Origin of the sequence: Allonocardiopsis opalescens (assembly GCF_003002095.1) — a bacterium.
Classification (GTDB): domain Bacteria; phylum Actinomycetota; class Actinomycetes; order Streptosporangiales; family Streptosporangiaceae; genus Allonocardiopsis; species Allonocardiopsis opalescens.
The window spans coordinates 265,072-278,787 of record NZ_PVZC01000001.1; the positions used below are offsets into that span (position 1 = coordinate 265,072).

Consider the following 13,716-nt stretch of genomic DNA (forward strand, 5'->3'; position numbering starts at 1 on the left):
CGCCCAAACCCCTGCGTGGCGGGCGGTCCGGGCGGTTCAGCCGCGCAGTTCGCGGGTGCTGTCGGGGAGGCGGACGGTGGCGCCGGAGCGGTCCATCAGCTCCAGCAGCGGCACCGCCACCCGGCGGCTGGTGCCCAGGGCCTGCCGGGCCGCGCTCAGCGTGAAGGGCTGCGGCAGCGCGCGCAGCAGCTCGCGGGCGCGCTCCTGCGCGCCCGGCAGCAGCACCACCCCGGGGGCGATCCGCAGCAGCCGCCCGGCCCGCACCGCCGCCGCGATCTCGCGCGAGCCCAGGCCCAGCTCGGCCAGCCGGTCGGCCTCGGGGGCGGTGAAGGGCTTGGCGGTCAGCTCCTCGGTCAGCTCGCGCAGCGCCAGCTCCACCCGGGGCGGCAGCCCCGGTTCGGCGCCCGGCGGCAGCACGCGCCCGTCGGCCGCGCTCAGCCCGGCCGCCGCCACCAGCGCGTCCACCAGCCGGATGTCGGGCAGGTCGAACCACTGGCGCACGGTCTCGGCCGGGACGCCCGGCTCCAGCGGGTGCGCGGCCTGCCACTCCGCCACTTGCGGGCCCACCTGTTCGCGCAGCCCGGCCCAGTGGGCGGGGTCGGCGTGGAAGCCGCCGGGCAGCGGCTCCCCGGACGCGGGCAGGCCCATCGCGGCGAGTTCGCCCGCGCGCAGCACGCCGCGGTGGCGCAGCTGGAGGCGGGCGGCGCGCTCGGCGGCGTCCTCGGCGTCGATCAGCTCGTCCAGTTCGGCGGCGCGGCCCCGGCCCGCGCCGCGCCGGCGCAGCTCGGGCGGGGCGACGTCCAGCACCACCACACCCGAGGCGATGCGGTGCCGCCCCGGGTCGCGCAGCAGCGCCCGGTCGCCCACCCGCAGCGGCAGCGGCCGGGACAGCCGCAGCCGCGCCGTCTCCACCTCCAGCGGCCGCACCCGCACCGGCACCGCGGCCGAACCGGTGTGCAGCACCAGCTCTGACGGCAGGTCCTCGGCCGGGTCGCCGCGCAGCGCCACGTCGACCACCCCGGTGGCCTGCCAGGCGCCCGGGGTGAGCAGGGCGTCGCCGCGGCCGATCCCCGACCGCTCGACCCCGCGCAGGTTCACCGCGACCCGCGCCACCCCCGGCGCCTCGTCCACGGCGCGGCCCAGGCTCTGCAGGCCGCGCACCCGCACCTGCCGCCCGGCCGAAGTGACCAGGGTGTCGCCGCGCCGCAGGGTGCCCTCGGCCAGTGTGCCGGTCACCACGGTGCCGGCGCCGCCGATGGTGAACGAGCGGTCGACCCACAGCCGCACGTCGGCGGCAGCGTCGGGGATCGGCAGCCGCCCGGCCAGCGCGGCCAGCTGCGAGCGGAGCGCGTCCATGCCCTGCCCGGTGGCGGCGCTCACCGCCACGGCCGGGGCGCCGCGCAGCGAGGTGCCGGCCAGCGCCGCCAGCGCCTCCTCGCGGGCCGGCCCCGGCTCGGCCAGGTCGCAGCGGGTGACCACCAGCAGACCGTGCCGCACCTCCAGGGCGTCCAGTGCGGCCAGGTGCTCGGCCGACTGCGGCATCCAGCCCTCGTCGGCCGCCACGACCACCAGCGCGGCCGGCACCGGGCCGATCCCGGCCAGCATGTTCGGCACGAAGCGCTCGTGGCCCGGCACGTCCACGAAGGCCAGCACCTCGCCGGCGGGCAGGGTGGTCCAGGCGAAGCCGAGGTCGATGGTGAGCCCGCGGCGCCGCTCCTCGGCCCAGCGGTCGGGCTCCATACCGGTGAGCGCGCGGATCAGGGTGGACTTGCCGTGGTCGACGTGCCCGGCGGTGGCGATCACGTGCACGGCGCGTCCCCCTCGGCCGGCGCACCGGCCGCGGCCGCGCGCACGGCGGCGGCCAGCCGGGCGTCCTGGGCGGCCTCGACGGTGCGCAGGTCCAGCAGGCAGCGGCCGGCCTCGATCCGGCCGACCACCGGCGGCCGCCCGGTGCGCAGCGCGGCGGCGAAGCGCTCCGGCAGCGCCACGGCCGCGCTGGGCAGCTCCACCCCGGGCGCGCCGCCGCCGCCGACCACCGCTCGCGAGGGCACCGCCTCGGCCGGGATCCCGTCGGCGGCCAGCCCGGCGGCGAGGGCCCGCGCCCGCTCCACCAGCTCCGCCTCGCCGCGCTCCAGCGCCGCCACCACCGGCGGCACCGGGCCGCGCACCGTCGCCTCCAGCGCGGCCAGGGTGAGCTTGTCCACCCGCAGCGCCCGCGCCACCGGGTGGCGGCGCAGCCGCTCGACCAGCTCCGCCTCGCCGAGCAGCAGGCCGGCCTGCGGGCCGCCCAGCAGCTTGTCGCCGCTCGCGGTGACCAGGGCCGCGCCCTCGCGCAGCGCGGTGGCGGCGTCGGGCTCGCCGGGCAGCAGCGGGTGCGGGCGCAGCAGCCCCGAGCCCACGTCGTGGACGACCGGCGGGCCCAGGGTGGCCAGCTCGGCGGTGCCGACACCGGAGGTGAAGCCGGTGACCTCGAAGTTCGACGGGTGCACCTTGAGGATGAAGCCGGTGTCGGGCCCCAGCGCGGCCCGGTAGTCGTCCAGGTGCGTCCGGTTGGTGGTGCCCACCTCGCGCAGCCGGGCGCCGGTGGCGGCCAGCAGTTCGGGGATCCGGAAGCCGTCGCCGATCTCCACCAGCTCGCCGCGGCTGATCACGATCTCGCGCCCGGGCGCCAGCACCAGCGCGCACAGCAGCAGCGCGGCGGCGTTGTTGTTCACCACGTGCACGCCGCCGGCCTCGGGGACCCGCTCGGCCAGCGCGGCCAGCGCCCCCCGGCCCCGGCGGGCCCGCGCCCCGGTGGCCAGGTCGAACTCCACGTCGGTGCTGCCGGCGGCGGTGAGCAGCGCGGTGCGCGCGGCCTCCGACAGGGCGGCGCGGCCCAGGTTGGTGTGCACGATCACGCCGGAGGCGTTGACGACCTCGCTCAGCCGGGCGGCCGAACCGGGCAGCGCCGCCAGCGCCGCCTCGGCCACCCGCTCCGGCGGCAGGGCGCCGGCGCGGGCGCGGTCCTGGGCGGCGGCTATCGCCGCCTTGACCACCGGGCGGCCCAGGGCGGGCAGCGCCGCCGCGAACCTCGGATCGGCGAGCAGCGCGTCGGTGCGGGGTATCCGGCGGCGCGGGTCGGAGTCCGCGTCGGACATCGGCTCGGACATCGCGTCGGTGCTCGCCACCTTTCGGCCGCTCCACGCAGACGTGGCGGAGGCGGACGGGAATCGAACCCGCCAGCGACAGATACTGCCGCTCAACGGCTTTGAAGGCCGCGCCGGCCACCAGGTCGGATACGCCTCCCCGGCCGCGTCTACAGTATCCGCCATCGTAGTGGAGGATTCGGCTGCATCCCGGCATCTACCGCCCGAGTCGTCTTCGGCGCCGCGCCCGGCTACTGTTCGGGCTCCGGGACACCAACGCGCACACGGGGTCGGATGTGGATACGGATACCTCCTTCTTGGACGTCTGGAACGACGTGGTCAGCGTACAGAGCGCGCCGCCGTCCTACCTGGTGCTCGCCACCGCCCTCGCCGGCCTGGCCGTGGTCGCCTTCACCCCCGCCTGGCGGCTGGCCCGCAATGTCGTCACCATCGCCCACGAGGGCGGGCACGCCCTGGTGGCGCTGCTGTCCGGGCGGCAGCTCTCCGGCATCCGGCTGCACTCCGACACCTCCGGGGTCACCGTCTCGCGCGGCAAGCCCACCGGGATCGGCATGGTGCTCACCGTCTTCGCCGGCTACGTCGCCCCGTCCCTGATCGGCTTCACCGGCGCCTTCCTGCTCACCAACGGCCGGATCACCGCGCTGCTGTGGATGACCATCGTGCTGCTCGCCCTGATGCTGGTGATGATCCGCAACATCTACGGGGTGCTCTCGGTGGTCGGCACCGGCGCCCTCGTCTTCGGCGTGTCCTGGTACACCCCCGACGAGGTCCAGGCCGCCTTCGCCTACGCCTTCGTCTGGTTCCTGCTCTTCGCCGGCGTCCGCCCGGTCTTCGAACTCCAGCGCCAGCGCGCCGGCGGCCGCGCCCCCCAGTCCGACCCCGACCAGCTCGCCCGCCTCACCCGCACCCCCGCCACCCTGTGGGTCGGCCTGTTCCTGCTGGTCAACATCGCCGCCCTACTGCTCGGCGGGCGCTGGCTGGCCTTCTGAGGAGCGTTCCAGCGGATCAGGGCGACGGGCAGAGTTCCGCCTTCTTCAGGCGGACCAGGGCGGCTTCCACGTCGGCGCGACGGTACAAGCGACGCTTGCGCTCGCTCCAACCGTGAATGGCGTCGACCAGTGACGGAGGATCGAGTCGATCGTCGGTCCGGTCGGCGATGAGAAAGTGGAGTGTCGCCAGGAGTTCCAAGCCCTCGGGGTACTCATAACCCGATATGGCGGTTCTGACCTGCTTCCACGCTGTGTTGAAGGTGTTGTCGGCCGCGACCGTCTCATCGGCTGCCTCTGCGGAGGAGGATGGCACCTCGAGGTCGGCGCGGGCGCCGCCCGTACCATCGCCGTATCCGACCAGGTGGTGGCCTTCAAGGTCACTCAGTCGGCGGTTGAGTTCGGGGGAGAAGGGACCGTAGTGGTAGCGCACGAAGCGCAGACCGAGTCCGACTCCCGCGGCCTGCATCAGATAAACGACCTTCTGCGCCTCGACGAGGGATAGCCGGGGAGTCTCGGTCACCCCTGAGGTGAAGGCCGTGAAGGCATAGCGGTGCAGCGCGGCGATCAGCCGAGCCCGTGTCGGTGTCATCTCAGGACGTCGGGTGCGGACGGGCATGTCCGAAGGGGCGGGCGTGCCGGGTGCATAAAGCCGGACATCGGCATCGAGGTCAGCCAGCTTCTCAATGATCAACCGACGTACCTGCGGCCAAGCCAGGCCGCCGTTGCCGCATCCGAGCGGAGGGATGGCGACGCTTCGGATCCGCTTCTCGGTGAGATGCCGGACCAGATCGTCCAAACCGGATCGGATGTCCTCCATACGGGACGGCTGCCGCCAGTGACGCTTGGTCGGGAAGTTCAGGATCCAGCGGCCGTCGCTCACGCGGATCGCAAGCACGCGTCCTGGCCGCATGCGCCCGTCCTCACAGGCGCGGACGTACTCGGCGAAAATTTCCGGGAAGGCGCGCTTGAACTGGAGGGCTACACCCTTGCCCATCACCCCGACCGTGTTGACGGTGTTGACGAGGGCTTCGGCGTCGTCTCGCAGCAGGTTGCCGCTCGTCTCGGTGATCACAAGGGATTCCTCCTCTCCGCGTCGGGAGGGTCGGCGTACGCCGACCTGCCCTCGGAACCGCTCGCGCTACGAAAAGTACCAGTGGGCTCGGACGCCGATCGAGGGTCGGTGTGTCGTGTGGGCGGACACCATGCCGAGCACGGCGTCCGCTGTCGATGCGTTATGGGTGTAAACGTGTGAGAACGTCACCCACGGTACGGCTCCGTGTACGAGGAGTTCGGCCATTCGCCGCTGCTTTCGCCAGCCGTCATCTGCGGTATTCGCCCATGACCTGGCCTCCATCACTTCTCAGTCTATGTGTGTGGGAATGTCCATGGCTGCTGACGTGTACCGGGCCGTGGCGAGTGCGGCGTTTCGATCGGTCGCTACCCACGGAGTGCCGAGGGAAATGACGCGTGAGAGTCGCGTCACGAGGTAGACAAGTGGCTCCTGGCCGTGCTCGTAGCCCCGGACGCCGCCGCCGTGGATCCTGCGCAGCATCGGCGATCGTGCGGCGAAGTAGAACGGCACATAGTCGGCGACGACACCGAATGGTTCGATCGGCACGTCGCGATGTCTGCGTCGCTGCTTGATGTCCGGTTCGCCGCAGTCGATGCTTATGTCCGGTTCACGGCTGCCCGCGAGGAGACCCTGAGCGATGATTCCAGGCAGGTTCTGCACGTGGGTGAAGTGCAGCAACCAGGGATTCTCGATGTCCATCATCCGAGTCGCCACTGTAACCGGCGTGGGGCACCTAGGCGTACGGGTCCGGCGAACGGTCGTCTAGGCCGCCGTCCTACTCCGCCGCCTCCGCCACGTCGGGGTGCACGGCGATGCGGCGGTCCAGGCCGGTCACCCGCAGCAGCCGGACCACCCAGGGCGAGGGGCGGGCCAGGGCGAGCGAGCCGCCGTCCTGCTCGGCCCGCTTGTGCGTCTCGATCAGGACGCGCAGGCCGCTTGAGTCGATGAAGGTGACGCCGGCCAGGTCGATGACCAGCCGGGGCTCGGGGGCGCCGAAGGCGGGCTCCAGCGACGACCTCAGCTGCGGCGCCGTGGCCACGTCGATCTCGCCGGTCAGCTCGATCACGGTGGCACGCCCCTCGTGCCGCCGCGTGTGACTCAACGCGTGCATGGCTTCCCCTCCTCCGCCGCCTCGGCGCGGGCCGGCCGCGCGGGCGCGGCCACCCTGACACGTGCCCAGCGGGCGGGCTTCTCACCCTTCGGGCAGAGACAGGCCCGGTGCGGCGAACTCGCACCAGACCGACTTGCCCGCCTCGGTGCGGCGCGCCCCCCACCGCTGGCCCAGCATGCCGACGATCTGCAGGCCCCGGCCGTTCTCCTCCAGGCTCTCCCTGGGCCGCTGCCTGGGGAGGTCGCCGTTGTTGTCGCGCACGTCCAGGTGGATCTGGCCGTTCTCGTGCCGCAGGTGCAGCTCCACCGGGCTGCCGGCGTGGCGCAGCGCGTTGGAGACCAGCTCGCTCACGACCAGCACGACGTCGTCCACGGTGGACTGCGGGATCGCCCACTCGCGCAGCGCCCCGGCGGTGAAGTCGCGGGCGTTGCCGGCCGAGGCGCGCTCGGCGGGCAGCTTCAGCACGCTGTGCCGGCGCCGCCCGGCGATCTCGGGGATGCGGAACAGCAGCAGCGCGGCGTCGTCGAGGTGGTGGCGCTGCGAGCGGAGCCGCTTGAGGACCCGGTCGCACTCGTCGTCCAGCTCGGTCCAGCTCTCGCCGAGCAGCGAGGCCAGGCTGTCGATACCGGTGTCGATGTCCTGGCCGGGGTCCTCGACCAGGCCGTCGGTGTACAGGGCGACGGTGGAGCCGATCGGCAGCCGGATCCGGCCCGCCACATAGGGGCCGGCCTGCACCCCCAGCGGCGCGCCCTTGGCGCTCTCCAGCCGCTCCACCGAGCCGTCGGGGCGGACCAGCAGCGGGGGGAGGTGGCCGGCGCTGGCGTACACCAGTTCGCGCTCGGTGGGGTCGTACACCGCGTACACGCAGGTGACGAACTGCTCGGGCGCGACCTCCTCGACCAGGTCGTCCAGCAGGCCCAGGATCTCGGTGGGCGGCAGGTCGAGCCGCGCGTAGGAGCGCACCGCCGTGCGCATCTGCCCCATCACCGCCGCGGCGCGCACCCCGCGCCCCATCACGTCGCCGATGATCAGCGCGGTGCGGCCCACCCCGAGCGGGATCACGTCGAACCAGTCGCCGCCCACCTCGGGCATGGTGTCGGCCTCGGCGCCCTGGCCGCCGTCGGCGCCCTCGTCGTCGTCCAGCTCGCGGGAGCCGGTGACGTAGCGGGTGGCGACCTCCAGGGTGCCGGGGTCGTGCGGCTCCTCCAGCAGCAGGCTGCGCTGGAGGGTGAGCGCGGTGTCGCGGATGTGCTGGCGGCTCTCGCGCAGCTCCTGCTGGGTGAGCATCTGGTCGGTGACGTCGACGGCCACGGTCAGGATGGAGTCGACGTCGCCGGCCAGGGTGCGCAGCGGGTTGCAGACGAAGGTGAAGTACTCGCGGGTGTCGGGCGGCGCGCCGTGCGGCTTGACCTCGGTCTCGATGATCCGGGCCGGCAGGCCGGTGCCGAGCACCCGGTCCAGCAGCGGCAGCCAGCCCGACTCCACCGCGCCGGGGAAGGCCGACTTGCTGGGGGTGCCCTCGCGGGCCACCCCGAAGACGCGCTGGTGGGCGGCGTTGGCGTAGGCGAGCGCGTGGTTGGGGCCGCGGGTGATGGCCACCAGGCAGGGGGTGTCCTCGAAGCCGGCCAGCAGCCGGCTGTGCTCGTCGGCCTCCACCCGCAGGGTGATCTCGGTGAGCACCGACTCGGCGATGTCGGCCAGCGCCTCGATGTCGTCGCCGGTCCACTCGCGCGCCTCGTAGTCGCACACGCACAGGGTGCCCAGCACGTTGCCGGAGCGGTCGCGCAGCGGCACCCCGGCGTAGGCGCCGATGCCGACCACGCTGGTGGCGGGGTTCTCGGCCAGTTCGGTGTCGGCGCGCAGGTCGTTGAGGAGCAGCGGGGCGTCCTGGGCCAGCACCCGGGAGCAGAAGCCCCAGGAGATGGGCATCGCCCGCATCGTCAGGCCCGAGCAGCCTTTGAAGAACTGGCTGTCGCGCTCGATGATGTTCACCAGGCCGATCGGGGCACCGAGAGTGCGCGCCGCCACCCGCGCCAGCCGGTCGAACGCGGGCGGGGTGGACGTGTCCAGCAGGCTGAGCCGGCGCAGGGCGTCCAGCCGGTCGGGATCGTCCAATCTTCGGTCCGAGTCAGCCGCCATGGGTCGAATGTATACCTCATGCCGTTTCCGGTCCCCAGCCGCGCGGCCCCAGTTCGGTGACGACGCGTGCGCTCTGCGAACCCGGCCGGTGGGCGGCTTCCCGGCGGCTCCGCGGTGTCCGGGCGGAGCGGCGCCGGGCGGCGCGGAGGCCGGCCGCCGGGGCGGGCGGCGGCCCTCGCCCGCCCGAGCCGGCCGGCCGTTCGCCGCCCTCGCCGGACGCGGGCGCTAGTGCGCCGCCTCGTATTTGCGCACCACTTCGGCGGGAATCCGGCCGCGGTCATTCACCTGGATGCCCTGTTCCCGCGCCCAGCTGCGAATATCGGCGCTGCGTTCGCGGCTCGACGCGCCCCGGCTGCGCCGCCGGGGCCGGGCCGCCCCGACCTTCCTGCCGTGCTCCACGTAGGGCGCGAGCGAGTCGCGCAGCCGGCGGGCGTGGCCAGCGCAGAGGTCGATCTCGTATGTGCTGCCGTCCCAGCCGAAGGACACCGTTTCGTCCCCTTCGACCTCGGCGTCCTCCAGGTCGCACAGCAGCAGCACCTGGACTTTCTGTGCCATGGCGCATCTCCTCGTCTTCAGGCCGGAATGGGCGCCGCCCCCGGTTCCGGCCGACCATTCCCCGGTCGGCGACGGTTGACGGCAATGCCGGTCAAGGCTGTCATGGTCGCCGCTACTAACACGGTAACCCTTGCCGGGGGTGAAATTAATGAGCCGAACTGAGTATGTCGGAGTATTCCACCACCGGAACATCCAGTGTGCCAAGAAGTCCGCGTCGGGGTGTCGATATGGGAATGCTGCGAATCGGGAAAGGTTTTGCCCAAGAATCACTCGCCCCGGCGGGGAACGGCCGGAGGATCGGTGCGCGACCGCGCCGCCGGGCGGACCGGGCCCCTCAGATCGGCAGCCGGTCGGGCTGCCGCGTGAAGGGGCGGGCCGCCGCCAGTTCGGCGGCCTCGCCGGCCGGCAGGCCCCATTCCGCCGCGGCCGTGCGCACGAACGCGCCGGGCGGCAGCGCGTTCAGCCAGCGCAGCGCCAGCCCGCGGCGGCCGTCGGGCGTCGGCTCGCCGAGCAGCCGCAGCCGCGCCACCCCGCCGTCGGGGTACACGTCCAGCCGCACGTGCGTCAGCTCCCCGGCGTCCGCCGGGAGCCGGAACCGGTGCCGGGTGTCGGGCAGCAGCGCGGTGCGCGGCAGCAGCTCCGTCCAGGCGCCGGGCGGCGGGGCGGCCGCGCCGGGGGCGCGGGCGGCGCGCAGCGCGGCCGAGCCGGGGGCGTTGCCGAGGAAGTGCCGGGTGTCGATCTCGGCCAGGCGCAGCCGCGCTGCGGCGGCCAGCGCGACCACCACGTAGTCGTTGCCCTCGTCGCGGCGGCGGCGCGTCTCCCAGCCCTCGCCCATCACCCGGGGCAGGCCGGGCGCCAGCAGGTTGGTGGGGGAGCCGAAGTAGTCGTCGCTGCACGCCGCGACGGCGCCGCCGTTCTCCAGCGCGGCCAGGTCGAAGCTGAGCCCGGCCAGCGGGCGCGGGTCGGGCACGGGTTCGCCGTGCGCCCGCAGCCGCGCCACGCCGCCGTCGGGGTGGATGAGCAGCCGCAGGTGGGTGTAGCGGTGCGGGTCGGAGACCTCGAAGATGTGCCGGGCGTCGCCGGTCAGCGGGCAGCGCGGCACGATCTCGGCCCAGTCCGCGGCGGCCAGCTGCTCGGGGGTGGCCAGCTCGTCGGCCGCGGCGGCCTGCACCGTGCAGGCGGGCGGGAAGTTGCCGGTGAAGTAGGCGGTGTCGACCACCACGGTGCGCAGCACACCGGGCACGCCCAGCCGGACCAGCGCCCAGTCCGCGTCGCCGGCGCCGGGGCGGCGGTCGGGGCCGGGGCCGCGCCGCCGCCGGGTCTCCCAGCCGTCGTAGACCTGGCCGCGGTGCGCGAAGGTGTACGGCCGGTGCGTCGGCGGCTCCGGCTTGATCAGGTTCTCCTTCTCGGCGAAGAACTCGTCGCTGGCGGCCATCACCGAGCCGCCGAGCGTGCGGCCGGCGAGGTCGGGCAGGGGCGAGGGCGCGGGCTCGTCGTGGTGGCGGGCGGTCATCGGCGTCGGACCTCCTCGATCAGCCTGCCGCGCGGGGTGCGGCCGTCGACCACCGCGCCGCGCAGCCAGGTGGTGCGGACCAGGCCGGCCAGCCTGCGGCCCGCGTACGGGGTGACGGGGTGGCGGTGGTGCAGCCGGGCCGGATCGACGGTGAACTCGGCGTCGGGGTCGAAGGCGACCAGGTCGGCGTCGGCGCCGACCCGGATGGCGCCCTTGGCGGCCAGTCCGGCCAGCCGCGCGGGGGCGGCCGCCATCCAGGCGGCCAGCCGGGACAGGGGCAGGCCGCGCTCGCGCGCCGCCGTCCACACGACCGGCAGGGCCAGCTGCACCCCGGCGATGCCGCCCCAGGCGGCGCCGAAGTCGCCGGTGTCGAGCCGCTTCAGCTCCGGGGTGCACGGCGAGTGGTCGGAGACGACCTGGTCGATGGTGCCGTCGGCCAGCGCGGCCCACAGCGCGTCGCGGTCGGCGGCGGAGCGGATCGGCGGGCAGCACTTGAACGGGGTGGCCCCGTCGGGCACCTCCTCGGCGCTGAAGTACAGGTAGTGCGGGCAGGTCTCGGCCGTGACGGGCACCCCGGCGGCGCGGGCCCGCGCCAGCGCGGGCAGCGCCTCGGCCGAGGACAGGTGCACGATGTGGGCGCGCCCGCCGGTCGCGGCGCAGGCCGCGATGACCCGCTCCACCGCCCGTGCCTCGGCGGCGCCGGGTCGCGAGGCGAGGAAGCCGGCGAAGCCCGGCCCGGAGCAGTCGCCGATCAGCCCGGCGTCCTCGGCGTGCACCAGGATCACCGCGCCGGCCCGCTCGGCCGCGCGCAGCGCGGTGCGCAGCCCGTCGTCGTCCAGCGGCGGGAACTCCGGCACGCCGGAGTCCAGCAGGAAGCACTTCGCGCCGGGCACCCCGGCCGCCAGCAGCTCCGGCAGCTCAGGCAGGTGCGCGGGGACGGCGCCGCCCCACAAGGCCGTGTCGACATGGCAGCGCCCGCGCGCCGCCGCCCGCTTGGCGTCCAGCGCGGCGACGGTGACGGTGGGCGGCACCGAGTTCAGCGGCATGTCCACGATCGTGGTCACCCCGCCCGCCCCCGCCGCCCGCGTCGCCGAGTCGAAGCCCTCCCACTCGGTGCGCCCCGGCTCGTTCACGTGCACATGCGCGTCGACGAGCCCCGGCAGCAGCACCAGCCCCCCGAGATCGTGCTCCACCCGCGCCGCCATGCGCTCCCCGTACCCGCCCACGGCCGCGATCCGCCCCCCGGTGACCCCCACGGCCGCCGCCCGCTCCCCATCGGGCAGCACGACCCGCCGCGACCGGACGACCAGGTCGAAGACGGTCATGGGGGCGGCCAGCGGAGTGCGGTGGGTGGTGGGGAGTCCGGCCGGGGGGTGGGCGGGTGGGCAGCCGTCCGGGCGGGGAGGGGGGCCGGGGCCGGGCGGTGCATTCGGTTCGGGGCGAGGTGCGGACCCGGATCGAAATGGTGCTTCCGGTCCGGACCGGGGTCCGGTCGGGTGGACGGCGACCGGGTGCCGGTCGACCTGATCCCGGCCCGCGCGTTTCGCGGTCGGACCCCGGTCGGGGCGGGTCCGGGCAGGGCGTTCGGCGACCGGCGTCCGCCCGGCGAGCCCACGGGGCCGGCATTGTGCGTCCGGCTCCCCATCGGGGTGAATCCGGGTCGGGTCTTCACGGGCCGAATACCGATCGCGATCGCACCGGTCCCGACGCCCGGCAGGCGGTTCTCAGCCGATGGAAGACCGGGCCGGTCGTCCGGCAACCGCTTTCTCGCGGGCGCCGCCCCAGACCGGCCGCCCGGCCAATGCCGCGCCGGCCATGTCAAACCGTCCGTCCACAGCCGCGCCATTTCCGGCCCGGCCGTCCACAGGCGCGGCCCGGGGCTCACGGCGGCGCGCTCCGGCGCGGGAGAATGGATATGGGGTCGCCCCCCTGGGCGGGCGGGGGATTTTTTCAGGTGGATTTCGCCTCTCCCGTCCATGGCGGATTCGCGGCCGTTGTTTGTGATGCTAACCGTCCGATCCGGGCGCGGACAGGGGACGCACGAGCGTTTCGGCGTACGGGGGAGCCGCGCGGCGGCGATGCAGCGTGTCAGCGCCGTACCGGGGCGAAGGGCACGCGACGGGTGGCCGAGATCACGGCCGGGGCGGGCCGAGCGCGGAGAGCAGGGCGGTGAGGGTGGCGCCGAGCGGGGCGTCGAGGGTGAGCAGGGCGTGGGAGTCGCCCCGGGTAGGGCCCTGGTTGACGATGGCGACGGGGATGGCGCGCTCGGCGGCGTGGCGGACGAAGCGGTAGCCGGACATGACGGTGAGCGAAGAGCCGAGGACGAGCAGCAGGGCGGCGCGCTCGGTGAGGGCGTAGCACTCCTGCACCCGGGCACGCGGCACGTTCTCGCCGAAGAAGATGACGTCGGGCTTGAGCACACCGCCGCAGCCGTGGCAGTCCACGATCTGGAAGCCCGCCACCTGGTCGTCGGTGAGCACGGCGTCGCCGTCGGGGTTGACCGCCGCCGCCTCGACCCGCCAGTCGGCGTTGGCGGCGCGCAGGCGCTGGTCGAGCAGGCGGCGGGGGCTGCGGCGGCCGCAGCCCAGGCAGCGGACCCGGTCGAGGGCGCCGTGCAGCTCGACCACGTCCCGTGCGCCCGCGGCCTGGTGCAGACCGTCCACGTTCTGGGTGATGATCCCGCCGAGCAGCCCGCGCCGCTGGAGCGCCGCGACGGCGCGGTGGCCGGCGTTGGGGGCGGCGTCGGAGACATGCCGCCAGCCCAGGTGGCTGCGCGCCCAGTAGCGCCTGCGCGCGGCGGCGCTGCCGACGAAGGTCTGGTACGTCATCGGGGTGGCGCGGTGGCGGCGGCCGGTCTCGCCGCGGTAGTCGGGGATGCCCGACTCGGTCGACAGGCCGGCCCCGCTGAGCACCACCACCTCGCCGTCGGCCACCAGGTCCGCCAGCGTCCGGAGAGGGGCGCCGACGGCCGCGCCCGGGAGGGCGGGAGCCTCCAGCGCACCGCCGGCCATGCCGTCCGTCAGCCGTTCCATCCCTCCATGGTGCCCGAGGCGACCGGTGCCGCGGACGACCGGGCGCCCGGTCGGGCCGGCAGGGCCTCGACGGGCGGCGGTGCGGCGGAATAGACCGCCGGCCGTCCACATTTAGCTTGGTAGTAAGTAATTCAACACCAAGCTACTTTGGAGTGTGGA

The 13,716-nt window shown here is 74.5% G+C and carries 10 protein-coding genes, 1 tRNA gene and 1 pseudogene; 1 reads left to right on the top strand and 11 read right to left on the bottom strand.

Annotated elements, in window-relative coordinates; genetic code table 11:
* Positions 1–36: 36 nt before the first annotated feature.
* From selB to CLV72_RS01140, 3 genes are all read right to left on the bottom strand, one after another.
* A complete protein-coding gene (gene selB, locus CLV72_RS01130; RefSeq protein ID WP_106237699.1) occupies positions 37–1,809 on the bottom strand; it encodes a selenocysteine-specific translation elongation factor in 1,773 nt (590 codons plus the stop codon).
* Entirely contained in the window at positions 1,800–3,167 is a 1,368-nt protein-coding gene (selA, locus tag CLV72_RS01135) for an L-seryl-tRNA(Sec) selenium transferase (RefSeq protein WP_245929797.1), read from the bottom strand. The genes selB and selA overlap by 10 nt, the downstream gene beginning before the upstream one ends.
* A 23-nt stretch (positions 3,168–3,190) precedes the next feature.
* Positions 3,191–3,285: transfer RNA gene (locus tag CLV72_RS01140), tRNA-Sec, on the bottom strand.
* A 136-nt stretch (positions 3,286–3,421) separates the two neighbouring features.
* On the opposite strand from CLV72_RS01140, the gene CLV72_RS01145 reads away from it, so the two are divergent.
* The gene (locus CLV72_RS01145; protein ID WP_211302649.1) at positions 3,422–4,135 is read left to right on the top strand and encodes a M50 family metallopeptidase; all 714 of its coding nucleotides are present in this window, start codon (positions 3,422–3,424) and stop codon (positions 4,133–4,135) included.
* A gap of 16 nt (positions 4,136–4,151) precedes the next feature.
* On the opposite strand, the gene darG is transcribed toward CLV72_RS01145, so the two are convergent.
* The 8 genes and pseudogenes from darG to CLV72_RS01190 all read right to left on the bottom strand — a co-directional run bounded on the left by darG (position 4,152) and on the right by CLV72_RS01190 (position 13,557).
* Entirely contained in the window at positions 4,152–5,207 is a 1,056-nt protein-coding gene (gene darG / locus CLV72_RS01150; protein WP_106237704.1) for a type II toxin-antitoxin system antitoxin DNA ADP-ribosyl glycohydrolase DarG, read from the bottom strand.
* Positions 5,208–5,273: 66 nt separating this feature from the next.
* Positions 5,274–5,909: pseudogene (gene darT, locus CLV72_RS33010) on the bottom strand (type II toxin-antitoxin system toxin DNA ADP-ribosyl transferase DarT).
* 73 nt (positions 5,910–5,982) lie between these two features.
* Positions 5,983–6,318 (bottom strand): STAS domain-containing protein, encoded by a 336-nt coding sequence (locus CLV72_RS01165; protein WP_106237716.1) that lies wholly within the window; start codon positions 6,316–6,318, stop codon positions 5,983–5,985.
* Positions 6,319–6,399: 81 nt separating this feature from the next.
* Complete coding sequence (locus CLV72_RS01170; protein ID WP_106237719.1) at positions 6,400–8,457, bottom strand: SpoIIE family protein phosphatase; 2,058 nt, start codon at positions 8,455–8,457, stop codon at positions 6,400–6,402.
* A 225-nt stretch (positions 8,458–8,682) separates the two neighbouring features.
* A complete protein-coding gene (locus tag CLV72_RS01175; RefSeq protein ID WP_106237722.1) occupies positions 8,683–9,012 on the bottom strand; it encodes a histone-like nucleoid-structuring protein Lsr2 in 330 nt (109 codons plus the stop codon).
* 334 nt (positions 9,013–9,346) lie between these two features.
* Positions 9,347–10,525, bottom strand: a complete 1,179-nt coding sequence (gene alc / locus CLV72_RS01180; RefSeq protein ID WP_106237725.1) for an allantoicase — start codon at positions 10,523–10,525, stop codon at positions 9,347–9,349.
* Positions 10,522–11,850, bottom strand: coding sequence for an allantoinase AllB (gene allB, locus CLV72_RS01185; RefSeq protein ID WP_106237729.1), 1,329 nt, complete (start codon positions 11,848–11,850; stop codon positions 10,522–10,524). Before allB ends, alc begins: the two co-directional genes overlap by 4 nt.
* A gap of 807 nt (positions 11,851–12,657) precedes the next feature.
* Positions 12,658–13,557: an NAD-dependent protein deacetylase gene (locus CLV72_RS01190; protein ID WP_245929798.1), complete on the bottom strand. Its 900-nt coding sequence runs from the start codon at positions 13,555–13,557 to the stop codon at positions 12,658–12,660.
* Positions 13,558–13,716 lie beyond the last annotated feature (159 nt).

Bases quoted from the DNA above. Each gene is read 5' to 3' on its own strand.
- CLV72_RS01165 (WP_106237716.1), bottom strand. From the start codon at position 6,318: ATGCACGCGTTGAGTCACACGCGGCGGCACGAGGGGCGTGCCACCGTG.
- CLV72_RS01170 (WP_106237719.1), bottom strand. From the start codon at position 8,457: ATGGCGGCTGACTCGGACCGAAGATTGGACGATCCCGACCGGCTGGAC.
- CLV72_RS01175 (WP_106237722.1), bottom strand. From the start codon at position 9,012: ATGGCACAGAAAGTCCAGGTGCTGCTGCTGTGCGACCTGGAGGACGCC.
- alc (WP_106237725.1), bottom strand. From the start codon at position 10,525: ATGACCGCCCGCCACCACGACGAGCCCGCGCCCTCGCCCCTGCCCGAC.
- allB (WP_106237729.1), bottom strand. From the start codon at position 11,850: ATGACCGTCTTCGACCTGGTCGTCCGGTCGCGGCGGGTCGTGCTGCCC.
- CLV72_RS01190 (WP_245929798.1), bottom strand. From the start codon at position 13,557: ATGGAACGGCTGACGGACGGCATGGCCGGCGGTGCGCTGGAGGCTCCC.